This window comes from Aquabacterium sp. (genome assembly GCF_049317225.1).
Classification (GTDB): Bacteria; Pseudomonadota; Gammaproteobacteria; order Burkholderiales; family Burkholderiaceae_C; genus Aquabacterium.
Genome location: NZ_JBMOIR010000028.1, coordinates 1 through 22,974, shown reverse-complemented (window position 1 = coordinate 22,974; position 22,974 = coordinate 1). Strand labels below are relative to the sequence as shown.

General features: G+C 62.6%; 23 protein-coding genes and 2 pseudogenes. 16 read left to right on the top strand and 9 right to left on the bottom strand.

What is annotated here, in order from left to right; all coding sequences use genetic code 11:
• The 3 genes and pseudogenes from ACOYNB_RS13505 to ACOYNB_RS13495 form a co-directional block, all read right to left on the bottom strand.
• A pseudogene (locus ACOYNB_RS13505) lies at positions 1-294 on the bottom strand (energy transducer TonB); the annotation flags it as partial.
• Positions 295-309: 15 nt separating this feature from the next.
• Positions 310-2,370, bottom strand: a complete 2,061-nt coding sequence (locus ACOYNB_RS13500) for a ribonuclease catalytic domain-containing protein (protein ID WP_422839531.1) — start codon at positions 2,368-2,370, stop codon at positions 310-312.
• A gap of 17 nt (positions 2,371-2,387) precedes the next feature.
• A complete protein-coding gene (locus ACOYNB_RS13495; RefSeq protein WP_422839530.1) occupies positions 2,388-3,017 on the bottom strand; it encodes a YqiA/YcfP family alpha/beta fold hydrolase in 630 nt (209 codons plus the stop codon).
• 114 nt (positions 3,018-3,131) lie between these two features.
• Between ACOYNB_RS13495 and ACOYNB_RS13490 the strand changes: the two genes are divergently transcribed.
• Both ACOYNB_RS13490 and ACOYNB_RS13485 read left to right on the top strand, forming a co-directional pair.
• Positions 3,132-3,473 carry a DUF1840 domain-containing protein gene (locus ACOYNB_RS13490; protein ID WP_422839529.1) on the top strand — a complete coding sequence of 114 codons (342 nt, stop codon included), beginning with the start codon at positions 3,132-3,134 and terminating at the stop codon, positions 3,471-3,473.
• Positions 3,474-3,504: 31 nt separating this feature from the next.
• Complete coding sequence (locus tag ACOYNB_RS13485) at positions 3,505-4,170, top strand: histidine phosphatase family protein (RefSeq protein WP_422839528.1); 666 nt, start codon at positions 3,505-3,507, stop codon at positions 4,168-4,170.
• Here ACOYNB_RS13485 and ACOYNB_RS13480 read toward each other — a convergent pair.
• Entirely contained in the window at positions 4,110-4,772 is a 663-nt protein-coding gene (locus tag ACOYNB_RS13480) for a TetR family transcriptional regulator (RefSeq protein WP_374256238.1), read from the bottom strand. The two genes, ACOYNB_RS13485 and ACOYNB_RS13480, sit on opposite strands and share 61 nt — an antisense overlap.
• A 202-nt stretch (positions 4,773-4,974) precedes the next feature.
• Here ACOYNB_RS13480 and ACOYNB_RS13475 point away from each other — a divergent pair, with 202 nt between their 5' ends.
• From ACOYNB_RS13475 to ubiA, 4 genes are read left to right on the top strand one after another with little or no spacing between them, the layout of a single operon-like run.
• A complete protein-coding gene (locus ACOYNB_RS13475) occupies positions 4,975-6,189 on the top strand; it encodes an efflux RND transporter periplasmic adaptor subunit (protein WP_422839532.1) in 1,215 nt (404 codons plus the stop codon).
• Between the two features lie 15 nt (positions 6,190-6,204).
• Positions 6,205-9,330: an efflux RND transporter permease subunit gene (locus ACOYNB_RS13470; RefSeq protein ID WP_422839527.1), complete on the top strand. Its 3,126-nt coding sequence runs from the start codon at positions 6,205-6,207 to the stop codon at positions 9,328-9,330.
• Complete coding sequence (locus ACOYNB_RS13465) at positions 9,323-10,840, top strand: efflux transporter outer membrane subunit (protein ID WP_422839526.1); 1,518 nt, start codon at positions 9,323-9,325, stop codon at positions 10,838-10,840. Before ACOYNB_RS13470 ends, ACOYNB_RS13465 begins: the two co-directional genes overlap by 8 nt.
• An 8-nt stretch (positions 10,841-10,848) precedes the next feature.
• Positions 10,849-11,730, top strand: coding sequence for a 4-hydroxybenzoate octaprenyltransferase (ubiA, locus tag ACOYNB_RS13460; RefSeq protein ID WP_422839525.1), 882 nt, complete (start codon positions 10,849-10,851; stop codon positions 11,728-11,730).
• A 1-nt stretch (position 11,731) separates the two neighbouring features.
• Here ubiA and proC read toward each other — a convergent pair whose 3' ends face one another.
• Together proC and ACOYNB_RS13450 are read right to left on the bottom strand one after the other, a co-directional pair.
• Complete coding sequence (gene proC / locus ACOYNB_RS13455) at positions 11,732-12,550, bottom strand: pyrroline-5-carboxylate reductase (RefSeq protein ID WP_422839524.1); 819 nt, start codon at positions 12,548-12,550, stop codon at positions 11,732-11,734.
• A 44-nt stretch (positions 12,551-12,594) separates the two neighbouring features.
• Complete coding sequence (locus tag ACOYNB_RS13450) at positions 12,595-13,281, bottom strand: YggS family pyridoxal phosphate-dependent enzyme (protein WP_422839523.1); 687 nt, start codon at positions 13,279-13,281, stop codon at positions 12,595-12,597.
• A gap of 38 nt (positions 13,282-13,319) precedes the next feature.
• Here ACOYNB_RS13450 and ACOYNB_RS13445 point away from each other — a divergent pair, with 38 nt between their 5' ends.
• The 4 genes from ACOYNB_RS13445 to ACOYNB_RS13430 are packed head-to-tail and all read left to right on the top strand — an operon-like array spanning position 13,320 to position 17,141.
• A complete protein-coding gene (locus ACOYNB_RS13445; RefSeq protein ID WP_374256229.1) occupies positions 13,320-14,363 on the top strand; it encodes a type IV pilus twitching motility protein PilT in 1,044 nt (347 codons plus the stop codon).
• A gap of 6 nt (positions 14,364-14,369) precedes the next feature.
• Positions 14,370-15,017 (top strand): Crp/Fnr family transcriptional regulator, encoded by a 648-nt coding sequence (locus ACOYNB_RS13440; RefSeq protein ID WP_422839522.1) that lies wholly within the window; start codon positions 14,370-14,372, stop codon positions 15,015-15,017.
• Positions 15,018-15,066: 49 nt separating this feature from the next.
• Entirely contained in the window at positions 15,067-16,203 is a 1,137-nt protein-coding gene (locus tag ACOYNB_RS13435; RefSeq protein WP_374256226.1) for a PilT/PilU family type 4a pilus ATPase, read from the top strand.
• A gap of 38 nt (positions 16,204-16,241) precedes the next feature.
• Positions 16,242-17,141: an NAD(P)-dependent oxidoreductase gene (locus ACOYNB_RS13430; protein ID WP_422839521.1), complete on the top strand. Its 900-nt coding sequence runs from the start codon at positions 16,242-16,244 to the stop codon at positions 17,139-17,141.
• A 9-nt stretch (positions 17,142-17,150) separates the two neighbouring features.
• On the opposite strand, the gene ACOYNB_RS13425 is transcribed toward ACOYNB_RS13430, so the two are convergent.
• Genes ACOYNB_RS13425 through ACOYNB_RS13415 form a run of 3 tightly spaced genes read right to left on the bottom strand, consistent with a single transcriptional unit; the run spans position 17,151 to position 18,802 of the window.
• Entirely contained in the window at positions 17,151-17,804 is a 654-nt protein-coding gene (locus ACOYNB_RS13425; RefSeq protein ID WP_422839520.1) for a BON domain-containing protein, read from the bottom strand.
• Positions 17,804-18,382, bottom strand: coding sequence for an SIS domain-containing protein (locus ACOYNB_RS13420; RefSeq protein ID WP_374256222.1), 579 nt, complete (start codon positions 18,380-18,382; stop codon positions 17,804-17,806). Before ACOYNB_RS13420 ends, ACOYNB_RS13425 begins: the two co-directional genes overlap by 1 nt.
• 36 nt (positions 18,383-18,418) lie before the next feature.
• Positions 18,419-18,802, bottom strand: a complete 384-nt coding sequence (locus tag ACOYNB_RS13415) for a YraN family protein (protein WP_422839519.1) — start codon at positions 18,800-18,802, stop codon at positions 18,419-18,421.
• Between ACOYNB_RS13415 and rsmI the strand changes: the two genes are divergently transcribed.
• From rsmI to ACOYNB_RS13385, 6 genes and pseudogenes are all read left to right on the top strand, one after another.
• Complete coding sequence (rsmI, locus tag ACOYNB_RS13410; RefSeq protein WP_422839518.1) at positions 18,786-19,712, top strand: 16S rRNA (cytidine(1402)-2'-O)-methyltransferase; 927 nt, start codon at positions 18,786-18,788, stop codon at positions 19,710-19,712. The genes ACOYNB_RS13415 and rsmI overlap by 17 nt on opposite strands.
• Positions 19,713-19,737: 25 nt before the next feature.
• Positions 19,738-21,201: a metalloprotease TldD gene (gene tldD / locus ACOYNB_RS13405; RefSeq protein ID WP_422839517.1), complete on the top strand. Its 1,464-nt coding sequence runs from the start codon at positions 19,738-19,740 to the stop codon at positions 21,199-21,201.
• A gap of 312 nt (positions 21,202-21,513) precedes the next feature.
• Positions 21,514-21,882: a 50S ribosomal protein L14 gene (gene rplN / locus ACOYNB_RS13400; protein WP_119156770.1), complete on the top strand. Its 369-nt coding sequence runs from the start codon at positions 21,514-21,516 to the stop codon at positions 21,880-21,882.
• 30 nt (positions 21,883-21,912) lie between these two features.
• Positions 21,913-22,230, top strand: a complete 318-nt coding sequence (gene rplX, locus ACOYNB_RS13395; RefSeq protein ID WP_374256215.1) for a 50S ribosomal protein L24 — start codon at positions 21,913-21,915, stop codon at positions 22,228-22,230.
• Between the two features lie 11 nt (positions 22,231-22,241).
• On the top strand, positions 22,242-22,793 hold the full coding sequence (rplE, locus tag ACOYNB_RS13390) for a 50S ribosomal protein L5 (RefSeq protein WP_374256213.1): 552 nt from the start codon (positions 22,242-22,244) through the stop codon (positions 22,791-22,793).
• A gap of 8 nt (positions 22,794-22,801) precedes the next feature.
• Positions 22,802-22,974: pseudogene (locus ACOYNB_RS13385) on the top strand (30S ribosomal protein S14); the annotation flags it as partial.

The window sequence follows — 22,974 nt, the reverse complement described above, 5'->3', positions numbered from 1 at the left end:
GTCCCCGGTTTCGCTGTCCTGCGAGGGGGGGAGGGGCGAGGTGGCGCGCCCGGCATTGGCTTCGCCGCCACCGGTGAGGTTCTGCTGGGCGAGGGCCTGGGCCTTTTCGGGGGCGGCCTCGGTGCCCGCGTTGACCAGGATCACCTCCAGCGGCGTGTCCTTGAAGGTGCGGTTGAAGCCCTCCGGGTCCACCAGCCGGAAGCTGAACAGGCCGATGTGCAGCAAGGCCGAGCCCCCCAGGCAAATCTGCAGCAGGGTCAGACGGTTCCAAAAGGCGCGAAGGCGTTGCAGCATCCGTGGTGTTCCGTGTCAGGCGGCGGGAGCATCTCCGGCTGGCGCCTCGGCGTCGTTGACGTCGATGGCCAGGGTCAGTGGTCCTGCATTGTCCAGCACCTCGTCCTCGCCTTCGTCGCCGGATTCACCCTCATCTGTGGTGCCGGCCTCATCCAGTCGAGCGATGACGCTGGCGTGCACATCCAGGGTCAGCAGGTCGACACCGGTGACGCGCACCCGCACGCGGGCATGACGCGGCAGGCTGTCGGCCCCGATGGCCTTGAACACCAGCGGCAGGCTGTCGGCGCGGACCAGGCCGTTGACCATGACGGCGCAGTCCAGTTCGGTCAGGTCCTGCTGGCCCAGGTATTTCAGGGTCCAGTAGCGTTCCATGCTGGACTGGAAACCGTTGTAGGTGCTGTAGGCCGTGTCGAAGTTGGAAATGATGGCGAAGAGCTCGGCGTCTTTCGGCTTGAAGGGCGCGGCCAAGGCGGCGGTGCGGCCGTTCTTGGCGCAGGCCACGATCTGCCACTGGTTCACCAGGTCCACATAGCGACGCAGCGGTGAGGTGGCCCAGGTGTACTGCGCCACGCCCATGCCGGCATGCGGCAAGGCCTTGGTGCTCATGCGCACCTTGATGCCGGGCTGCAAGCTGGCCTGGCTGCGGTAGATGCCGGGCACGCCCAGTTCGGCCAGCCAGCCGCCCCAGGTGCTGTTGGCCAGGATCATGGCTTCGGCCACGATGAGGTCCAGCGGGGCGCCGCGCAGGCGGGTGCCGATGATGACTTGCTCGCCGCCCTGGGGCTCGATGCCGTCGCTCATCGTGTTGGTGCCGGCTTCGCTCACCAGTTTGAAGGTGTAGTCGGGGCGGTTGAAGTTTTCAGGCTTGCCGCGCACCACTTCGCGCTGGGCTTTGAGGTGCTTGGCCAGTCGGAAGGCAAAGGCCAGTTCGGCCGCAAAGGCGTAGTCGGCCGGGGCCTCGCCGGTCAGCGTGGGCTCGGTGATGACGCCGTCCAGCTTGTCGTGGCGCAGGTTGGCCGCAATGGGCACACGCTCCAGCTTGGTTTCGCTGCCCTTGCGCTCCAGCGTGGCCTCATCAAAGGTGACGTACAGCGACACGGCCGGGCAATCACGACCTTCTTGCAGCGTGTAGGTCTGCACGACCTCGTCGGGCAGCATGGTGATCTTGTGACCGGGCATGTACACGGTGGACATGCGCGCACGCCCCACCTGATCCACCGGCGAGCCCGGCAGGATGGCCAGGCTGGGGGCCGCAATGTGGATGCCGTAGGTCACGGTGCCGGTGCCCAGGCCTTGAACGGACAGCGCATCGTCGATCTCGGTGGTCATCGAGTCGTCGATGGAGAAGGCCTGTACCGCCGCGACCGGCAGGTCGTCCTTGATCGGGGGCGCGTCCAGCGCCGGGAAGCCCGCGCCCTTCGGGAAGTTCTCGAACAGGAAACGCTTCCAGTGGAACTGGTAGGGACTGTCGATGGCACCGGCGCTCTTGAGCAGGTCCAGCGGCGCACGCTGTGTGGCCTTTGCTGCCTCGACCACGGCCTTGTACTCAGGCCCGTTTTTGTCGGGCTTGAACAGGATCTTGTAAAGCTGTTCCTTGATGGGGGCCGGGCAGGTGCCCGCGGCCAGCTCATCCGCCCAGGCGGCAATTTGCAGGGCCTGCTGTTTTTTGCGCTCAATGGCCAGCAGGGCCTGCTTGAGGATGTCTTCCGGCGCCTTCTTGAAGCGGCCCTTGCCACGACGGTGGAAGTAGTGCGGCGTCTCGAACAAGCGCATCAGCATGGCCGCCTGCTGAATGGCATCGGCGCTGGCGCTGAAGTACTCCTTGGCGAGGTCGTCGAAGCCGAAGTCTTCTTCGGGGGCGACTTCCCAGACCAGGTCGACGTCGATGTCGCTGCTCATGGCTTGCGCCTGCGCCACCAGTTCGGCCGGGGACGGCTTGGCAAACTTGATCAGCACATTGGCGGCTTTCACCTTGACGCGTTTGCCCGAGTCGAGCTCGATTTGCATCGAAGCATCGGCTTCAGACATCACGCGGCCAGCCAGGAACTTCCCGGCGTCATCAAACAGAGCAAACATCGATCAGGATTCTGGAGTCAAGACGGCGATTGTCCCATCTTGTGCGGGGGCAAACCGAGCCAGCTCAACACCTCGTCCACGTACTGATCAAACTCGCTGATGGCGTGGTCGCTGCCGTCGAGCAATTTGATGGACGCCCCCTCGTAGTGCGCCACCATTTCCCGCCAGTCCAGCACCTCGTCGCCCTCGGCAATCAGGGCGTGATAGCGCTCGGGGTGGGGCAGAGGGTAGGGATCCATCGCCTCGAATTGCCCGATGAATTCGGCGCGGAAGAAGAAACGGTCAGCCGGATTGTGAAAGTTGGTCTGCTCGCCGATGTAACGCGCCAGATCACGGGCCGGTGCCACCGCAGGGTTGATCGCCACCGCATGGCAACCCAGCCGCTCGGCCAGTACCGTGGCATAGAACCCGCCCAGGGACGAGCCGATGACGGCCATGCGGTCGCGGGGCCAGTCGTTCACCGTGGCCAGCATGACCGCCAGCGCGTCGTCGGGGGAGGGCGGGAGTTGCGGGCAGGCCCACGTGAGAGGCTGATCCGGCCGTGAGCGGCCCTGGATGGCCACTTCCAGGATGCGCGCTTTGTTGGATTGGGGAGAGGAGCGAAAGCCGTGCAGATACAGCACATGCGTCGGGGTTGGCTGGGTCATGGCGAGGCTCATCGTGGGGTGGGCGACATGGTGCGCATGTTGTCACAAGCCGAGGTGTGGCGGTAGGGCTGAGCTATCCTTGAAACTGTGTTCTCAAGAGGAAGGCGCCAGGCCATGTCTGTGAAATTCAAATCTCAAGCCACCGCCGATTTGCTCATGTTGCAGGCGCCGGCCGAAGCGCTGCTGCGCTTGCTGGGCAAGGACAATAGCCTGGGGCAAGGCATTTTGGAGGTCAAGGACATGCCGGCGGCCTTGCGGGTGTTGCACGCCATCACCGACGAGCGGGTGGAGTTACCACCTTCTGCGCCGGTGGTTGAGTCGTCCGACGACGCAGAGGATGATCGCGCACCAGCCTTTGGTGATGAGCCTGTCAGCCTGCGGCAGCGTGCCTGGCCTTTCATTCAAATGATTGAACAAGCTCTGGCGGCGGACAAGCCCATCGTCTGGGGTGTGTGAGTCGGCGGCCAGACTCAGGCATGATGACGTCATGTCAGATCGCGTCACCCGTCTCCTTTTGATCCGCCATGGCGAAACCGCCTGGAACATCGACTCTCGCATCCAGGGGCATACCGATATCCCCTTGAACGATGTGGGGCGATGGCAGGCTGAACGTGTGGCCCTGGCCCTTGCTGACGAGGGGGTCGATGCGGTTTTCAGCAGCGATTTGCAGCGCGCACGGGACACGGCCGAGGCAATTGCGCGAACCGTTTCGCGGCCTTTGCAGCTAGATGAGCAGTTGCGTGAGCGGCATTTTGGGCGGCTGGAGGGGCTGACCCACAGTGAGATCCACGCGCAGTGGCCTGACGATGCGCGCCGCTGGCGAGATCGCGATCCTCACTACGGGCCGGATGGCGGGGAAACGTTGAGCGCGTTCTACGAGCGCTGTGTCGGGGCTTTACGCCGAGTGGCCGAGGCTCATCCCGGGCAGACCGTGGTCGTCGTGGCGCACGGCGGCGTGCTGGACTGCTTTTACCGCGCGGCCACTCATGTTGCGCTAGAAGCCCCCCGGACCTGGAAAATCACCAATGCCAGCATCAACCGTGTGCTGTACAGCCCGGAGAGCTTCAGCTTGATGGCGTGGGCAGATACCCGTCACCTGGATGCCGATGGCGGGCTCGACGAGGCGACCGACGGCGTGGTGGCGCCGGCCTGACGCCAGCCGGCAAAAAACAGGTCGATGCATTTCAGGCCTGTTTCGACCAGATCAAAACTGTCGGGCGTGAGCAGCCATTCGTGGATCAGGCCGTTGAGCATGGCCTGGTAGCTCAGGGTGGCGATGCGGATGTCCAGCGCCTCGGGTAACTCACCTTGCGCTTGTGCCTTGCTGAGGGCGGTCAGCAAGTGTTGCTGGCAGCTGCGGTGAATGTCCTGATGATGGTCCCGGATGCCCAGCAGGTCGTCCACGTATTCCACCTTCTGGTGGGCGATGTCGAAGACCCTGCGCGTGCGAGGGTCATGCGCAATGCGGTGCAGTGCGTCGTGTGCGGAGCGTCGCAACTCGGCCAAGGGGGATTGCTCGGTGTGCGCCAAGGCTTGCAGCGACTCCTCCATGGGTGAAGCGGTGCGTTCCATCATGGCATTGAACAATTCCGACTTGTCTTTGAAGTGCCAGTACACCGCACCCCGTGTCATGCCGGCCGCCTTGGCGATATCCTGTAACGAGGTGCGTGAAACGCCGCGTTGCGCAAACAGCAACTCTGCCGCGTCCAGCAGGGCTTCGCGGGTTTGTTGGGCGTCTTCTTTGGTTCGGCGCATGTCGGTGAGTAAAAAACCGTGAATGGACTGAGGTATTGTCGCGCAGTTCACAACATACATGCATGAATGTATGTATAGTGCCATTCAATATAGTTGACCAGGCAAATAAATTTTGAGGTGCCCCATGGCCAGTCGTGATGCAAAGTCGTTCGCGCGGACGAAAAAAGATGAAATCCTGAAGTGGACCGCCAACTCGGTGGGCATGCTGGCGCTGTGTGCGCTGGCGGCGGCCATGCTGACAGGGTGTGGCGATGACAAGGGTGGCAAGGCCGGTGCGCCAGCCGGTGCGGCTGCGGGGGGCATGCCTCCAGCTCAGGTCGGCGTGATCAAGGTGGCGCCGGGCAGCGTGCCGGTGATGAGTGAACTGCCGGGGCGCCTGGAAGCCGTCCGTACTGCGCAAGTGCGTGCGCGGGTGGCGGGCATCCTGCAAAAGCGCCTGTTCACCGAAGGGGCCGATGTGAAGGCCGGGCAGCCTTTGTTCCAGATTGATCCGGCTACCTATCAGGCCGCACTGGACAGCGCTGTGGCGGCCCAAGCCAAAGCCGAGGCCAACCTGGCCCAGGCCAGCGCGCTGGTCGAGCGTTATCAGCCGCTGAATGCGGCCAAGGCGATCAGTCCACAAGAGTTCCTGAATGCGCAAGTGGCGCAGCGTCAGGCACAGGCCGATGTGGCCTCGACCAAGGCGGCGGTGCAGACCGCCCGCATCAACCTGGGCTATGCCGGGGTGTCGGCGCCCATTTCGGGCCGCATTGGTCGCGCACTGGTGACCGAAGGCGCCTTGGTGGGGCAGGGCGATGCCACCCAACTGGCCGTGATCCAGCAAATCAACCCGCTGTATGTGAATTTCACGCAGTCGGCCAACGAGGTCATCAAGCTGCGTGCGGCCTTGAAGGCCGGTTCGCTCAAGCGCGTGGGCACCGATGCGGCCGAAATTCGCGTCGTGCTGGATGACGGCAAGGAATACCCCCTGCCTGGCAAGCTGCTGTTTTCGGATCTGAGCGTGGACGCCACATCGGGTCAGGTGTCATTGCGCGCCGAACTGCCCAACCCCGATGGCTTGCTGCTGCCCGGCATGTACGTGCGTGTGCGTCTGGCCCAGGCTCAGGTCGAAGGCGGCATCATGCTGCCGCAACAGGCCGTGACCCGCAGCGGTCAGGGCGACACCGTCATGGTGGTCGATGACAAGGGCATGGTCTCGCCACGTCCTGTGCAACTGGGGGGCGCCAAGGGCAACCAGTGGGTGGTTCTGGGTGGCTTGAAAGCCGGTGAGCAGGTCATGGTCGATGGCTTCCAGAAGATGATGAATCCGAAGGCGCCCGTGAAGGCCGTGCCGTGGACCCCTCCCGCACTGCCTGGCACGCCGCCCGCCATGGGGGCCGCATCCGCTGCTGCCGCAGCCTCGGCCGCTTCGCGCTAAGACGGGAGCCCAGTCATGCCACGTTTTTTCATTGACAGGCCCATCTTTGCCTGGGTGATCGCGCTGTTCATCCTGATCTTTGGCGGGGTGGCCATCACACAATTGCCGATTGCGCAGTACCCCACGGTGGCGCCGCCATCGGTGGTCATCAGTGCAACGTATCCGGGGGCTTCCGCCAAAACGCTGGACGAATCCGTCATCAGCGTGATCGAGCAGGAACTCAACGGCTCGCCCGGGCTGGCCTACATGGAGTCCGTCAGCCAGGCCAACGGGACGGGGTCCATCACCGTCACGTTTGAAACGGGCACCAACATCGACCTTGCGCAGGTGGATGTGCAAAACCGTCTGTCGCGAGCCACCCCCCGCCTGCCAGCCGCGGTGACGCAGCAGGGCGTGAAGGTCGACAAGTCGCGCAGCAACGTGCTGATGTTCGTGATGCTGTCCTCCGAAAACCCGGCTTACGACCCGGTGGCTTTGGGTGACTACGCTTCGCGCAACATCCTGCCCGAGCTGCAACGTGTCAAGGGCATCGGCCAGGTCCAGCTGTTCGGTACCGAACGCGCCATGCGCGTGTGGGTCGATCCGGCCAAGCTGGTGTCTTATGGTTTGAGCCTGTCGGATGTCAACAGTGCCATCAAGGCGCAGAACGCGCTGGTGCCTGCGGGCGCCTTGGGCGATCGCCCTAACCTGATCGATCAGACCATGACCGCCACCGTGGTGGTCAACGGTCAGCTGGAAAACACCGAGCAGTTTGGCAACATCGTGCTGCGTGCGAAGGCCGATGGCGCCACCGTTCGCCTGAAGGATGTGGCCCGACTGGAGTTGGGCGCGCAGACTTACGGCACCTACGCCCGCCTCAACGGCAAGCCCGCACTGGGCATGAGCATCCAGTTGTCGCCAACCGGCAATGCGCTGGAGTCGGCCAAGCTGGTCAAGGCGCGCATGGCTGAGTTGCAGAAGTACTTCCCGCAAGGCGTGAGCTATTCCTTCCCTTACGACACTTCGGGCTTCATCGAGGTGTCCATCGGGCAGGTGGTGGAGACGCTGGTGGAGGCCGTGATCCTGGTCTTCCTGGTGATGTACCTGTTCCTGCAGAACTTCCGCTACACCCTGATCCCGACCATCGTGGTGCCAGTGGCCCTGCTGGGCACCTTCGGCATCATGCAAGTGGCCGGGTTCTCCATCAACGTGCTGACCATGTTCGGCATGGTGCTGGCCATCGGTATTCTGGTGGACGATGCCATCGTCGTGGTGGAGAACGTCGAGCGCCTGATGGCGCAAGAAGGGTTGTCGCCCTACGCGGCCACCAAGAAGGCCATGGGCCAGATCAGTGGGGCCATCATCGGGATCACCGTGGTGCTGGTGTCGGTGTTCATCCCGATGGCTTTCTTCTCCGGCTCGGTGGGCAACATCTATCGTCAGTTCTCGCTGTCGATGGTCGCCTCAATGCTGTTCTCGGCTTTCCTGGCGCTGTCCTTGACGCCCGCGCTGTGCGCCACCCTGCTCAAGCCCGTGCCGGACGATCACCATGAGAAAACCGGTTTCTTTGGCTGGTTCAACCGCTTCTTCTCCTCGACCACACACGGTTACGAGGGTGTGGCGGCCAAGCTGGTGCACCGTGGGGGCCGCGTACTGATCCTGTACGCGCTGATCGTCGGTGTGGTGGGCTGGCTGTATGTGCGCATGCCTGCCGCCTTCCTGCCCAACGAAGACCAGGGCAACCTGATCGTCAACGTGCAATTGCCACCAGGCGCCACGGCGCCGCGGACCGAGGCGGTGATCTCTCAAGTGGAAAACTATTTCCAGAAGCAGCCAGAAGTGCAGTCGGTGGTCGGTGTGGTCGGCTTCAGCTTCTCCGGCACGGGGCAGAACGCCGCCCTGGCATTCGTGACCCTCAAGGACTTTGCCGAGCGCAAGGGCGAAGAGCATTCGTCGCAGGCGGTCGCCAAGCGTGCATTCGGTGCGCTGATGGGCATTCGTGATGCTTTCATCTTCCCGCTGAACCCGCCGCCGATTCGCGAACTGGGCAATGCCACCGGCTTCTCGCTGCGTTTGCAAGACCGTGGCGGGTTGGGCCATGACGCCTTGCTGGCGGCCCGCAACCAGATGCTGGGCATGCTGTCGCAAAGCAAGGTGGTCACCGGCGTCCGTCCGGATGGCCTGGAAGATGCGCCTCAATTGCAACTCGACATCGACCGCGACAAAGCCTACGCCCTGGGCGTGAGTTTTGACGCGATCAGTTCCACCTTGTCCACCGCACTGGGCTCGTCGTACATCAACGACTTCCCGAATCGCTCTCGCATGCAGCGTGTGGTGGTGCAGTCGGATGCGCAGGCCCGCATGCAGCCCGAGCAGCTCATGCAGATCAATGTGACCAACAGTGCCGGCCAGTCGGTGCCTCTGTCGGCCTTCATGTCGGCACGGTGGGTCACGGGTCAGATGCAAGCGGTGCGCTACAACGGTTATCCGTCCATGCGTTTGGCGGGCGACGCCGCGGCCGGTTTCAGCACGGGCCAGGCCATGGCCGAAGTCGAAGCGCTGGCCGCCAAGTTGCCACCGGGCATTGGCATCGAGTGGACCGGCTTGTCTCGTGAAGAGCAGCTCTCGGGCTCGCAAGCCACGGCCTTGTTGGTCTTCTCGCTGCTGGCCGTGTTCCTGTGCCTGTCGGCCTTGTACGAAAGCTGGTCGGTGCCGTTTGCCGTGATGCTGGTGGTGCCGCTCGGTATCCTGGGCTCCCTGCTGGGTGCCACGATGCGCGGTCTGCCCAATGACGTGTTCTTCAAGGTGGGTCTGATCACGATCATCGGCCTGTCAGCCAAGAACGCGATCCTGATCATCGAGTTCGCTCGCGAGTTGCAGGCCAAGGGCATGGGGGTCATCGAGGCCACCTTGCAGGCCTGTCACCTGCGTTTCCGCCCCATCATCATGACCTCCCTGGCCTTCATCCTGGGCGTGCTGCCTCTGGTGATCGCCAACGGCGCCGGTGCAGCCAGCCAGCGTGCCATTGGGACCGGCGTCATGAGCGGCATGATCGCAGCCACGGTGCTGGCGGTGTTCTTCGTGCCTGTGTTCTTTGTGGTGGTGCGCCGCTTCTTCCCGGCCAAGCCAACCCAGTCCGAAGTGGAGTCTCGTCATGAATAAGTCGTCGATCACCGTGAAGGCCTTGACCCGCCCCACGTTGCTGGCGCTGCTGGTGGCGAGTGCGCTGTCCGGATGCTCGCTGGTACCCACCTATGAGCGCCCCGAACTGGCCGTGCCGGCCACCTTGCCGGATGCGGCAACGGGGGGGGCGTCGGCGCCTGCTGGCAACGTGGCGCAAGTACCGTGGACGCAATACTTTCCGGATGCACGGCTGCAAAGCCTGATTCGTCGCGCACTGGACAACAACCGCGACTTGCGCGTGGCGGTGCTGAACATCGAGCAACTGCGTGCGGCGTATCAAATCCAGAACGCCGATCGTTTCCCCACACTCAACGGCGTGGTCAACGGTTCGCGGGGGCCATCCAGTGCTTCACCTTACCCCCTGACCACCACGGTGACGGGCGGGGTGTCACTGGCTTCCTTTGAGTTGGACCTGTTCGGGCGTGTCAAAGCGTTGAGCGATGTGGCGTCGGCCCAGGTACTGGCCTCGGAAGAGTCGCGCAAGAGCGTCCACATCAGCCTGGTGGCATCCGTGGCCAATGGCTACTACGCCCTGTGGGCCGACCGTTGGCAGCTGGCGCTGGCTGAGCAGACCTTGACCACGCGTCAGGACTCTTTGCGCCTGTTGCAGCTGAAGTTTGACAACGGGGTGCTCAACGAGCTGGATTTGCGTTCGGCGCAATCTCTGGTCGAAGCCGCCAAGGTCACCCGGGCGCAGGCCCAGCGTCAATGGGCTCAGGATCTGAGTGCCTTGAGCGTGTTGCTGGGGCAGTCGGTGCCTGCCGATCTGCTGCCTCCGGTGCCACAACTGGATGCCCAGTCTTTGGGTCGTTCGGCCAACAGCCAATCGGCCGCACAGGTGGTGCAAGGCACCTTGTGGCCTGCGCTGTCCGAGTTGCCGACCGGGTTGTCGTCGGAGGTGCTGCTGCAGCGTCCCGACATCGCCCAGGCTGAGCAACAGCTGATCGCTGCCAATGCCAACATCGGTGCCGCGCGTGCCGCGCGCTTCCCTCGCATCAGCCTGACGGCCAGCGCCGGGGTGGTGAGCGATTCCCTGTCGGGTCTGTTCGATGATGGCCGCAACGCCTGGAACTTTGCACCGTCGCTGGCCGTGCCTCTGTTTGACATGGGCCGCACTGCGGCTGGCGTCGACAGCGCCAAGGTCAAGCGCGACATGGCGGTGGCGCAGTACGACAAGGCCGTCCAGACAGCCTTCAAGGAAGTGGCCGATGCACTGGTGGCGCGGCGCACCTATGCCGAGCAAGCCGATGCGCAGCTGGCGCAAGCCCAAGCGGAAGCCGCACGCTTGCGTCTGGCCACGTTGCGCTATGACACCGGTGTGGCCAACCAGCTGGACCTGCTGGATGCGCAGCGCAGCCTGTTCACGGCCCAGCAGGCGCTGATTGCTGCGCAACTGGCGCGTCAGCAAGCCCACATCTCGGTCTACAAGGCTTTGGGTGGCGGTTGGCTGGATCGTGCTGCGCAGGAAACGGCGTCGGCATCGCGATAATCACGGGTGTGACGAACACCACTCCTCTGACTTGGCGCGACCGCTGGTCGCTGTATCTGGATCTGATCCGCTGGGACCGCCCGCAAGGGTGGCTCCTGCTCCTGTGGCCCACGCTCCTCGCTTTGTGGATCGCGGCTCAGGGCTTCCCGGGCTGGCATTTGCTGATCGTGTTCACGCTGGGCACGATCCTCATGCGCAGCGCCGGGTGCGCGGTCAATGACTTCGCCGACAAGGACTTTGATCTGCATGTCGCACGCACGGCGGCCCGGCCACTGACCAGTGGTCGGATCTCGACCAAGGAAGCCTTGCTGGTGGGCGCCGCGCTGGCGCTGGTGTCCTTCGCCCTGGTGTTGACCACCAATGGCTACACCATTGCCTTGTCCTTCGGGGCCTTGGCCGTCGCCATTTTCTACCCCTTCACCAAGCGCTTTTTCGCCATGCCACAGGCGGTGCTTGGCGTGGCCTACAGCTTCGGCATTCCCATGGCGTTTTCGGCCGTGCAGGACCACATTCCGGCGGTGGTCGGCTGGCTGCTGTTGGGCAAGCTGTGCTGGGTGCTGGCCTATGACACCGAGTACGCCATGGTCGACCGCGAAGACGACCTCAAGATCGGCATCCGCACCTCGGCCATCACCTTGGGGCGTTTTGACGTGGCCGGCATCATGGCCTTTTATGCCGTGTGCCTGCTGGCCTGGTACCAGGCCGGCCGTCTGAGCGGACTCGGCGTGTGGTTCAACCTGGGGCTGCTGGTGGCAGCCATCCAGGCGGTGTATCACTACACCCTCATCCGTCACCGCGACCGCCTGTCGTGCTTCAAGGCGTTCCGCCTCAACCACTGGCTAGGCCTGGCCGTGTGGGCGGGCGCGGCGCTGGACCTCGCCCTGCGCTGAATCAGCGTCCGAACTCGTCGCCCAGTTCGGCGGCGCGGCGTTGGGCCGCGCGCAGGGCTTCGATGAACGCAGCCTTGATGCCTGCGCCATCCATGTGCGTCAGGGCTGCATACGTGGTCCCGCCCTTGGAGGTCACACGCTCACGCAGTGTGGCCGGACTGTCTGGGGACTGTTGCGCCAAAGCGGTGGCCCCTGCAAACGTGGCTTGCGCCAGTTGGCGGCCTTGATCGGCGCTCAGTCCCATGTCCTGGGCCGCCTGCATCATGGCTTCGATGAAATAAAACACGTAGGCCGGGCCCGAGCCAGACAGTGCCGTCACCGCGTCCAGGTCGGCTTCCTGGTCTACCCACAGATGGGCACCAGTCGTCGCCACCATCTGCTCGATCTGATCGCGCTCATCGTGGCTCACTTCGGGCCGTGCGAACAGGCCGGTCATGCCTTGGCCGACGAGGGCTGGTGTGTTGGGCATGGCGCGCACGATGCGCGGGGTGCCCAGCAGGCGAGCCATGTCGTCGGTTCGCAGGCCAGCCATCACGCTGTAGTGCAAAGCCTGATCGGTCAACAGCGCATAGCTTTGCGCCGCATCTTTGAATTGTTGCGGCTTCACCGCCCACACCACGGTACGGGCCGTGCTCAGGATCGCTTCGGGGCCTTCTGCCGTCTGAACACCCAGATTTTCGGTGAGGCGTTGGCGCTGCTCTGCCACCGGGTCAATGACCAGAATGCTGGCGGGCTCGCGCCCTTGACGCAGCAGGCCGCCGATGATGGCAGTGGCCATGTTGCCGCCGCCGATGAATGCGATGTCGATGGGAGTACTCATAAGGGCGAGATCATGCCCGAACTCGGGCGTGATCGCATCACGCGTCAGCGGTGTCCGAAAATCGCGGTGCCCACGCGCACCATGGTGGATCCCTGCTCAACGGCTGCCTCCAGATCCCCACTCATGCCCATGGACAGCGTGTCGATGGGCAAGCCCGCAGCCTTCAGTTGGTCGAATACGACACGGACCTGGGCCAGCGCGGCCGCTTGGGCCTGCGGATTGGGTGTGGGGGCGGGCAGGGCCATCACGCCGCGCAATGTCAGTCGAGGCAGGGCTGCCACCTGCTGGGCCAGCTTCAGTGCTTCGGCCGGGGCGACGCCGCTTTTGGTGTCTTCGCCGCTCGTGTTGACCTGCACCAACACCTGCAAGGGCGGCAGGTGCGCCGGCCGCTGCTCGCTCAGTCGTTGTGCAATCTTCAGGCGATCCACCGTTTGCACCCAGTCGAAGTGTTCGGCCACCACGCGGGTCTTGTTGCTTTGCAGTGGGCCAATGAGGTGCCACTCGATCTGGCTGCGCAGGTCCGACAGCGTCTGGATCTTGTCGATGGCCTCCTGAACATAGTTCTCGCCAAAGCAACGTTGACCCGCGTCAAATGCTTCTCGCACAGCCTCAGCCGGAAACGTTTTACTGACCGCAAGTAGCCTGATACTGTCTGTGGAACGGCCCAGACGTGAACACGCCGCGTTTATCCGGCTTCTTACGAGTTGTAGGTTGTTTGCGATCGTCGCCATAATGTTTGCATTACTTAGCACAGGCCTCGACATCATCCATGGACATCACCCAATTGCTGGCGTTTTCGGTCAAGAACAAGGCTTCTGACTTGCACTTGTCGGCCGGCCTGCCGCCCATGATCCGTGTGCACGGTGACGTGCGTCGCATCAACGTCGATGCTCTGGACCACAAGCAGGTTCATGAGATGGTCTACGACATCATGAACGATGCGCAGCGGAAACACTACGAAGAGACGCTGGAATGTGACTTTTCGTTCGAGATTCAGGGCCTGGCCCGTTTCCGCGTCAACGCCTTTAACCAAAACCGCGGGGCGGGTGCTGTTTTCCGGACCATTCCTTCCAAGATCCTGACGCTGGAGCAACTGAATGCGCCGCGCGTGTTTGGTGATCTGGCGCTCAAGCCGCGCGGTCTGGTGCTGGTGACAGGCCCAACGGGTTCGGGTAAGTCGACCACGCTGGCGGCAATGATCAACCACCTCAACGAAACCGAGTACGGCCACATCCTGACGGTGGAAGACCCGATCGAATTCGTGCACGACGCCAAGAAATGCCTGATCAACCAGCGTGAAGTCGGCCCGCACACCCTCAGCTTTGCCAATGCCCTGCGCTCGGCATTGCGTGAAGACCCCGACGCCATCCTCGTGGGCGAAATGCGCGACCTGGAAACCATCCGCCTGGCCCTGACCGCCGCCGAAACCGGTCACTTGGTGTTTGGCACGCTGCACACCTCCAGCGCCGCCAAGACCGTGGACCGGATCGTGGACGTGTTCCCCGCCGCCGAAAAGGAAATGGTGCGCGCCATGCTGTCCGAGTCGCTGCAGGCCGTGATCTCGCAGACCTTGTGCAAGACCAAGGACGGCAATGGCCGGGTCGCCGCCCATGAAATCATGATCGGTACCCCTGCGATCCGCAACCTGATCCGCGAAAACAAGATCGCCCAGATGTACTCTGCCATTCAGACCGGTAGCAACATGGGCATGCAGACCTTGGATCAAAACCTGTCCGACTTGGTTCGTCGCAATGTGATCTCGGCTTCCGAGGCGCGTTCCAAGGCCAAGATCCCTGAAAACTTCCCGGGCTGATGTGACATGAAACGATTGCTGGACCGTTTTGTCGGCAACACGCCCAACCGCCGTGTCGAGCCTGCCGCGCAGGCAGATGACGAGGGTTACTTCGTCACCCAGTTCATGGAGCGACCGGTGGACCTGCGCATCAGCTCGGCGTGGCAAGCGCGCGCGCTGGGTGTGGGCGCGCAGGCCATTGACGGACAACAGGGCTTGGGCTTGCTCCTCAAAGCATGGGGGGGGGATGCCTTGCTGGCCTCCTTGCCCCCAGAGGAGTTGCACAAGCTTTTGGAGCACGTGCATTTTGTGAGCGTGCCTGCTGGCCGTGAACTGATCGTCCAGGACGAGAAGGGTGATTACGCCTTGGTCGTGCTGGACGGCCTGGTTGCCGTGGATCGCATTCAACCCACAGGCGCGCGTGCGCGCTTGGCTGAGGCCCGCGAAGGCGACATCCTGGGCGAGATGTCGCTGCTGGATGCCGGTGCACGTTTCGCCTCGTGCCTGACACTCAGTCGTTGCACACTGGCGGTGCTCACGCATTCCACCATGGATGAGTTGGCGATCGAAGAGCCTCGTCTTGGCATGGCCCTGATGGGGGCCATTGCTCGCCGCTTGTCCCTGCGCATGCGTCATCTCAGCGCGCGCCTGGGCGCCTTGCTGACCTCAGCCTGATCTACGTCGATCACTTCCGAATCTTCCAAACTTCAGGACGTCACACATCATGGAACGCGATCAGGCCTCGAAATTCATCAACGATCTGTTGCGACTCATGGTGGCGCGCGGCGGCTCCGACTTGTTCCTGACAGCGGAATTTCCTCCCGCCATCAAGGTGGACGGCAAGATCACGAAGGTGTCTCCCCAGCCTCTGACACCGCATCACACCGTGGCCTTGGCTCGTTCGATCATGAACGACAAGCAGGCCGCCGAGTTCGAGCGCACCAAGGAGTGCAACTTTGCGATCTCGCCAGGCGGCATCGGGCGTTTCCGGGTGAACACCTTTGTGCAGCAAGGGCACGTGGGCATCGTGCTGCGGGTCATTCCCCAGCAACTGCCCACCGTGGACGGTCTGGGGTTGCCGCAAATCCTCAAGGAACTCGCGCTCACCAAGCGGGGCCTGGTGATCCTGGTCGGTGCAACGGGTTCAGGCAAATCCACCACCCTGGCGGCCATGGTGGACCACCGCAACGAGAACACCTATGGGCACATCATCACGCTGGAAGACCCGGTCGAGTTCGTGCACCCGCACAAGAACTGCATCGTGACCCAACGTGAAATTGGCATCGACACCGAAGGCTGGGAGATGGCGCTCAAGAACACTTTGCGCCAAGCCCCCGATGTGATCCTGATGGGCGAAATCCGCGACCGCGAGACCATGGAGCATGCCGTTCAGTTTGCCGAAACCGGGCACCTCTGCATGGCCACCCTGCACGCCAACAGTGCCAACCAGGCGCTGGACCGTATCATCAACTTCTTCCCCGAAGAGCGTCGCGCGCAGTTGCTGATGGACTTGTCGCTTAACCTCAAGGGGCTGGTCTCGCAACGCCTGTTGCCGCGCGAAGAGGGTAAGGGGCGGGTGGCTGCGGTCGAGGTCATGCTGAACTCGCCGCTGATCTCCGACCTCATCTTCAAGGGCGAAGTGGGCGAGATCAAGGAGATCATGAAGAAGTCGCGCGAACTGGGCATGCAAACCTTTGACCAGGCGCTCTACGACCTGTACGAAGGCAACTACGTCACCTATGAAGACGTCCTGCGCAACGCGGATTCGCTCAATGATTTGCGCCTGCAGATCAAGCTCAACAGCCAGCGCGCGCGCAGTCAGGATCTTTCTGCCGGCACAGAACACATGAAGATTGTCTGATCTGACAGAATCGGCAACTCCTGTTCCGGAGCTTGCCGATGACTGTTGCAGACAAAACCTATTTGCCCACACCCTCCCAACGGATTGCTTTCATCGGGCTGGGGACGATGGGGGCTCCCATGGCCGCGCATTTGCTGCGAGCGGGGCACACCGTCACGGTGTTCAATCGCACGGTAGCCAAGGCTCAGTCGTGGGTGGTGGCGCATGGTGGTGCCATGGCCGAGACGCCCGCAGCCGCCGCCCAAGGTGCGAGCATCGTGGTGACGTGTGTTGGCAATGACGACGACTTGCGCGAGGTGACCATCGGCGCCCAAGGGGCCTTCCAGTCGATGGCGGCAGGAGGTGTGCTGGTGGACCACACCACCACTTCCGCGGAAGTCGCTCGTGAGCTGGCTCAGCGCGCGGCGCAACAAGGCTTGGCCTTCCTTGACGCGCCGGTGTCGGGGGGGAACCTTGGGGCGATCAATGGGGTGCTTACCATCATGTGCGGTGGTGATGCGGAGGCTTTCGCACGCGTTCAACCCGTGATCGCGGCTTACGCCAAAGCCGTGACCCTGCTCGGTGAAAGTGGCGCGGGGCAGCTGGCCAAAATGGTCAACCAGATCGCTGTGGGGGGCTTGTTGCAAGGCCTTGCAGAAGCCCTGGCATTCGGTCAGAAGGCCGGGCTGGACATGCCCCAGGTCCTGCAGGTGATCTCGCAGGGGGCGGCAAGCAGCTGGCAGATGGTCAACCGTGGCCCCACCATGATCGACGATCGGTTCGATTTCGGGTTCGCGGTCGACTGGATGCGCAAGGACTTGGGGTTGGTTCTGGACGAAGCCCGTCGGATGGGCGCCAGGCTCCCTGTGACCGCCCTGATCGACCAGTTTTACGCCGACGTCCAAGCCATGGGGGGCGGCAGGCTGGATACATCCAGCCTGATCAAGCGCTTGCGTTGACGAGCGGGCTCAGGGCGCTGTGCTGCTGCCGTTGCTCACCGGGGCAGGACGCGGCAGCTTGCGGGCCAGTTCGTCTTCACTGATGATCTGGAAGACCTTCACGACCTTGCGAACGCCCTGAATGGTGGAGACCAGTTCGGCGGCTCGGTTCGCTTCCCGCTCGGTCACCATCCCCATCAGGTAAACCTCGCCGCGTTCGACCACGATGTCAAACGCATTGCTCAGCAGGTCGCGCGCATCCACCAATGTGGCGCGGACCTTGGTGGCCAGTGCCACATCGCTGGCGCGGGAGCTCAGCGATGAGTTGAGGCTGACGGCCAACTCATTCACCACGGCGGTCACGTTCTCCGTGCGCGCAACAGCCTGCCCCACCGCGTCGCGGTCGGCTTCCGTGGGCACTTCGCCCGTCAGCAAGACCAAACGGTTGTACGCATTCACATTCAGGTGGCCGCGGTCACCCAACACATCCAGTGCGCGGTTGCGTGCCTTGAGCTGAATGGTCTGATCTTCCAGTTGCATGCCCGACGTGCGGCGGTCGGTGGCCATGAAGGCCCCCCCCACAGCAGTGCCCAAAACCAAGGGCGCGCAAGCGCTCAAACTGGCAGTGGCCAGCAGCAACGCCGTGGCGCGAACCGCAAAGTGTCGAACGGTGAAACGTTGCATCACGCATCTTCTCCTAACAAGTGGGTGTCCACCGCACCGCACAACCCTTCCAGGGCCAGCCAGGCGATGGCAAACAAAGTACTTGCGCGGGTCCCGGGAAGCGGCACCCACACATCGGTGTCTCTCAATTGCGGGCCCAGCGTACGGGCCCCTTCGCCAGTGAATGCCACGATGGTCAGATCCTGCTCGCTCGCCGCTTCGGTGGCTGCCAGCAAATCCGGGTCATCGCGCTCCAGCGAAAACGCCAGCCACACATCGCCAGGGTGACCCAGTGCACGAACCTGCTGACTCAAGCTGGCCTGCATGGGGGAATGGGGCGGGGTCAGGGCCAGCGCTGCCAGCGGAGGTCGCTCCCGGCCGGTGCCATTGACCAGCCACGTTGCGGCCTGCTGGGCCAACCAGGCGGCTTCGGCTTCTCCCGCGCACAGCACTTTTCCACCTGACGTGATGGTGTGCATGATGGCCTGCGCAGCGTAATTCAATTGCTGAGCCAGGCGCTCCGATGACTGATACAACCAGTCTGCTGTCTCCAGCATCGGTTGCTGCAAGTAAGTTTGCTGAAAAGGGGTATCCGGCATGCCGCGGATCATACGGCAGCACAGCCTCCGGCCGCTCTAATAGGCATCGAATGCGCCGCGCAGCCACGACAACTGCTCGCCATCAATGGCCACCACATCGAAGCGACAGGGCGGAAGAGCGCGCAGGGACATCAAATAGTGTCTGGCGCCCAAAATGCAGCGCTGCTGCTTGGTCCGGGATACTGTGGCGGCCGCGCCGCCATGCTGCGCGTTTCGGCGGAAACGAACCTCCACAAAAACCAGTGTTCCTTCCGTGTCAACGTCTTTCATGATGAGGTCAACCTCTGCCCCTCGTGCGCTGGGCCCTCTGGCGACCCGATAATTGCGCTCAACCAATGTCAGCCCCTGCGCCAGCAGATGCTGTAACGCCCGCTCCTCTGCCTCATCACCCTGGGATTTTGTTGTGACCTTCGATGCCAATTCGCTGCTCCACGCGGCCCAACAGGTGGCCGGCGGCCAGCAGTATCCCAAAGGCGCGCTGTATTTGGTGGCCACGCCCATTGGCAACCTGGCCGACATCACGCTTCGGGCGGTTCAGGCGCTGGCTTTGGCTGATGTGGTGGCGTGCGAGGACACCCGGGTCACGGGGCAATTTTTGCGGCACCTGGGCATGGACAAGAAGCTCGTGCCCCTCCATCAGCACAATGAAGTGTTGGGGGCGCAGTCCCTCGTTCGGCAGATGCAAGACGGTGCGAGGGTGGCTTATGTCAGTGATGCGGGCACACCGGCCGTTTCGGATCCTGGCGCGCATCTGGTTGCTGCGGCGCAAAGTGCCGGCCTCTCAGTGGTCCCCTTACCCGGTGCCAGCAGTGTCGTGACGGCGGTCAGTGTCGCTGGCGACACACAGGCGCATGGCTTCCGCTTCCTCGGTTTTTTGCCTTCCAAGGGGGCGCAGCGTAGCGCAGCTCTACGTGACATTGCGACGCAGCCTTACAGCCTTGTACTGTTCGAGGCCCCGCATCGCATTGAGGCCCTTGCCAAAGAACTGCATGACGCACTCCCACTTGGGCGCGTCACCGTATGTCGGGAGCTGACCAAGCAGTTTGAAGAAATCGCCACCGTTCCGGTTCGGGAGTTGGGTGCGTGGGTGGCTGAAAACGGCCATCGTCAGCGGGGGGAGTTCGTTTTGGTGGTGCATGCGCAGCCCTTGACTGACGACGAGGCCGTGTTGACGCCCGCCCAAGCCGAGTTGTTCAAGCATTTGCTCCAGCACTTCCCGGTCAAACAGGCGGCGGGTTTGGTGTCTGACGCCACGGGTCACCCCCGCAAGGCACTCTATGACATGGCGCTCGCGTGGAAACAAGAGCGAGACCATGAGCACGACGACTGAACCGCTCCTTGCCTACAATGCAGACATGATCGCTGTTGACGCCACCATTGCCCGCCTCCAGACCGCCCGCGAGTTGTTGCTCGCGCCGTATCAGCTGGATGAGGCCACCTTGCTCAAAGCCCTGAAACTCATCACCGAGCACCGGGTCGATGACGCAGACCTCTACTTCCAGTACACCCGCAGCGAAGGCTGGAGCCTGGAAGAGGGCATCGTCAAGTCCGGCAGCTTTGGCATCGATCAAGGGGTGGGCGTGCGCGCGGTGTCCGGTGAAAAGACGGCTTTCGCGTACTCCGACGACATTTCCGAAGCCGCCTTGCTCGACGCGGCGCGCACGGTGCGCACCATTGCGGCAGCCGGCCAAAGCCGCCGCGTGCGCGTGGGCGCCGAGCATCGCATCGCCCCCAGTCGCACCCTTTACCCCTCGTTCGACCCCATTGCCTCGCTCGACAGCACGGCCAAAGTCGCCCTGCTGGAGGACGTGGAGCGCCGCGCTCGCGCCAAAGACCCCCGCGTGGTGCAGGTCATGGCGGGACTGGGCTGCGAATACGACGTCGTGATGGTCGCCCGGGCTGACGGCACCCTCGCGGCCGACGTTCGCCCGCTCATCCGCCTTTCGGTCACTGTCATTGCCGAGCAAAACGGCCGCCGTGAAGTTGGTTCGTCCGGCGGCGGTGGGCGCTATGACCTCGCCTACTTCACGCAGGAAGTCACGCAAGGCTATGTGGATCAAGCCGTTCACGCGGCCCTGGTGAACTTGGAAGCACGCCCCGCGCCCGCTGGTGAAATGACCGTCGTGCTGGGCAACGGCTGGCCTGGCATTCTGCTGCACGAGGCCGTGGGGCACGGCCTTGAGGGGGACTTCAACCGCAAACGTTCCAGTGTCTTCTCGGGCCGGGTGGGGCAGCGCGTGGCCGCCAAAGGCGTCACCGTGCTGGACGATGGCACTTTGCCTGACCGCCGTGGCTCACTCAACATCGATGATGAGGGGCATGTCACCCAACGCACCGTGCTGATTGAAGACGGCATTTTGCGTGGCTACATGCAAGACGCTACCAACGCCCGTCTCATGAAAACCGCGCCCACGGGCAACGGTCGCCGTGAAAGCTACGCGCACCTGCCCATGCCGCGGATGACCAACACCTACATGCTGGCCGGTGACAAAGACCCACAGGAAATCGTGGCGTCGATCGAACGCGGCTTGTATGCCGTCAACTTCGGCGGCGGCCAGGTCGACATCACCTCAGGCAAGTTCGTGTTCTCGGCCTCCGAGGCGTATTGGGTCGAAAAGGGTAAAATCCAATACCCGGTCAAAGGGGCAACCTTGATCGGCAACGGCCCGGACGCCATGACCCGCGTCAGCATGATCGGTAACGATCTGGCCCTTGACCCAGGCGTCGGTACCTGTGGCAAGGATGGTCAAAGCGTGCCCGTCGGTGTGGGGCAGCCCACGCTGCGGATCGACGGCCTGACCGTCGGTGGCACGGCCTGATCGCCGCGTTTCGGCGCCTACTTGTTTCTTTCCGCTGGGGTGCTTCGGCACCTCGTATTTCGCTCTTGCATTTTTTTGCACCGGGTACTTGACCACGGGTCCCGGGCTCATGCATAATGCAAGGCTTCGCTGTTCAAGCGGCTGGCTTTGGCCTGAAAACCCTCGTTTCGTAGGACTCAAACTGCAAAACGCTGCGGCAGGATTCTCAGAGTCAGTTGTTTGTTCAGATCCGCCCGTTCTACGGGCCCAAGACTGACCGTCCGTTGTTGTGCAGTGGTTTGCGCAGCCGGCCGGGCCAAGTTGGGGTACACCATGATCCAAATGCAATCGCGACTTGATGTCGCTGACAACACGGGTGCTAAGAGCGTCATGTGCATCAAGGTGCTCGGTGGCTCAAAGCGTCGTTACGCCGGTATTGGCGACATCATCAAGGTGAGCATCAAAGAAGCTGCACCTCGTGGCCGCGTCAAGAAGGGCGAAGTCTACAGCGCTGTGGTCGTCCGCACCGCCAAGGGTGTTCGTCGTCAAGACGGTTCCCTGGTGAAGTTTGATGGCAACGCCGCTGTGCTGCTGAACAACAAGCTGGAGCCTATCGGCACTCGTATCTTCGGCCCCGTGACGCGTGAACTGCGTTCCGAGCGCTTCATGAAGATTGTGTCGCTGGCCCCCGAGGTTCTGTAATCCCTCGGCGCAACGCAAAGGACAGCTTTTATGAACAAGCTCAAGACTGGCGACCAAGTCATCGTTCTGACTGGTCGTGACAAAGGCAAGCGCGGCACTGTGGCTGCTCGCGTTGATGCCGACCATCTGCTGGTTGATGGCGTGAACGTGGTCAAGAAACACGTGCGTCCCAACCCGCTGAAGGGCACCACCGGCGGCATCGTCGACAAGACCATGCCTATCCATCAGTCCAACGTGGCGATTTTCAACCCTGCTTCTGGCAAGGCTGACCGCGTCGGCATCAAGCTCCTGGACGACGGCAAGAAAGTGCGCGTCTTCAAGTCCAGCGGCGAAGAAATCAAGGCTTGACGAGGTAGCAAATGGCTCAACAACAAGCTCGCCTGCAACAGATCTACCGTGAAAAGATCGTTCCCGAACTGATGAAGCAGTTCGGTTACAAGTCGATCATGGAAGTGCCGCGTCTGACCAAGATCACCCTGAACATGGGTGTGTCGGAAGCCGTGTCGGACAAGAAGGTCATGGACCACGCCGTTGGCGACCTGACCAAGATTGCTGGCCAAAAGCCCGTGATCACCATGTCCCGTAAGGCTATCGCTGGTTTCAAGATTCGCGAAAACATGCCTATCGGCTGCATGGTCACCCTGCGTGGCGTCACCATGTATGAATTCCTGGACCGCTTCGTCACCGTGTCGCTGCCTCGCGTCCGTGACTTCCGCGGTATCAATGGTCGCTCGTTCGACGGTCGCGGCAACTACAACGTTGGCGTCAAAGAACAGATCATCTTCCCGGAAATCGAGTACGACAAGATCGACGCCATCCGTGGTATGAACATCAGCATCACCACGACGGCCAAGACTGACGAAGAAGCCAAGGCTCTCCTGGCTGCTTTCAAGTTCCCGTTCAAGAACTGAGGTGCATCGTGGCAAAAGTCTCTCTGAAGCAACGCGAAGAAAAACGCGAAAAGCTGGTTGCCAAGTACGCCGCTAAGTACGCCGAACTCAAGGCCATCATCGATGATGCCAAGAAGTCGGAAGAAGAGCGTTACGCCGCCCGTCTTGAGCTGCAAAAGCTGCCTCGCAACGCCAACCCGAC

Excerpts from the sequence above, each read along its gene's own strand:
- ACOYNB_RS13500 (WP_422839531.1), bottom strand. The coding sequence starts at position 2,370 with ATGTTTGCTCTGTTTGATGACGCCGGGAAGTTCCTGGCTGGCCGCGTG.
- ACOYNB_RS13495 (WP_422839530.1), bottom strand. The coding sequence starts at position 3,017 with ATGACCCAGCCAACCCCGACGCATGTGCTGTATCTGCACGGCTTTCGC.
- ACOYNB_RS13490 (WP_422839529.1), top strand. The coding sequence starts at position 3,132 with ATGTCTGTGAAATTCAAATCTCAAGCCACCGCCGATTTGCTCATGTTG.
- ACOYNB_RS13485 (WP_422839528.1), top strand. The coding sequence starts at position 3,505 with ATGTCAGATCGCGTCACCCGTCTCCTTTTGATCCGCCATGGCGAAACC.
- ACOYNB_RS13480 (WP_374256238.1), bottom strand. The coding sequence starts at position 4,772 with ATGCGCCGAACCAAAGAAGACGCCCAACAAACCCGCGAAGCCCTGCTG.
- ACOYNB_RS13475 (WP_422839532.1), top strand. The coding sequence starts at position 4,975 with ATGCTGGCGCTGTGTGCGCTGGCGGCGGCCATGCTGACAGGGTGTGGC.
- ACOYNB_RS13470 (WP_422839527.1), top strand. The coding sequence starts at position 6,205 with ATGCCACGTTTTTTCATTGACAGGCCCATCTTTGCCTGGGTGATCGCG.
- ACOYNB_RS13465 (WP_422839526.1), top strand. The coding sequence starts at position 9,323 with ATGAATAAGTCGTCGATCACCGTGAAGGCCTTGACCCGCCCCACGTTG.
- proC (WP_422839524.1), bottom strand. The coding sequence starts at position 12,550 with ATGAGTACTCCCATCGACATCGCATTCATCGGCGGCGGCAACATGGCC.
- ACOYNB_RS13450 (WP_422839523.1), bottom strand. The coding sequence starts at position 13,281 with ATGGCGACGATCGCAAACAACCTACAACTCGTAAGAAGCCGGATAAAC.
- ACOYNB_RS13445 (WP_374256229.1), top strand. The coding sequence starts at position 13,320 with ATGGACATCACCCAATTGCTGGCGTTTTCGGTCAAGAACAAGGCTTCT.
- ACOYNB_RS13440 (WP_422839522.1), top strand. The coding sequence starts at position 14,370 with ATGAAACGATTGCTGGACCGTTTTGTCGGCAACACGCCCAACCGCCGT.
- ACOYNB_RS13435 (WP_374256226.1), top strand. The coding sequence starts at position 15,067 with ATGGAACGCGATCAGGCCTCGAAATTCATCAACGATCTGTTGCGACTC.
- ACOYNB_RS13430 (WP_422839521.1), top strand. The coding sequence starts at position 16,242 with ATGACTGTTGCAGACAAAACCTATTTGCCCACACCCTCCCAACGGATT.
- ACOYNB_RS13425 (WP_422839520.1), bottom strand. The coding sequence starts at position 17,804 with ATGCAACGTTTCACCGTTCGACACTTTGCGGTTCGCGCCACGGCGTTG.
- ACOYNB_RS13420 (WP_374256222.1), bottom strand. The coding sequence starts at position 18,382 with ATGCCGGATACCCCTTTTCAGCAAACTTACTTGCAGCAACCGATGCTG.
- tldD (WP_422839517.1), top strand. The coding sequence starts at position 19,738 with ATGATCGCTGTTGACGCCACCATTGCCCGCCTCCAGACCGCCCGCGAG.
- rplN (WP_119156770.1), top strand. The coding sequence starts at position 21,514 with ATGATCCAAATGCAATCGCGACTTGATGTCGCTGACAACACGGGTGCT.
- rplX (WP_374256215.1), top strand. The coding sequence starts at position 21,913 with ATGAACAAGCTCAAGACTGGCGACCAAGTCATCGTTCTGACTGGTCGT.
- rplE (WP_374256213.1), top strand. The coding sequence starts at position 22,242 with ATGGCTCAACAACAAGCTCGCCTGCAACAGATCTACCGTGAAAAGATC.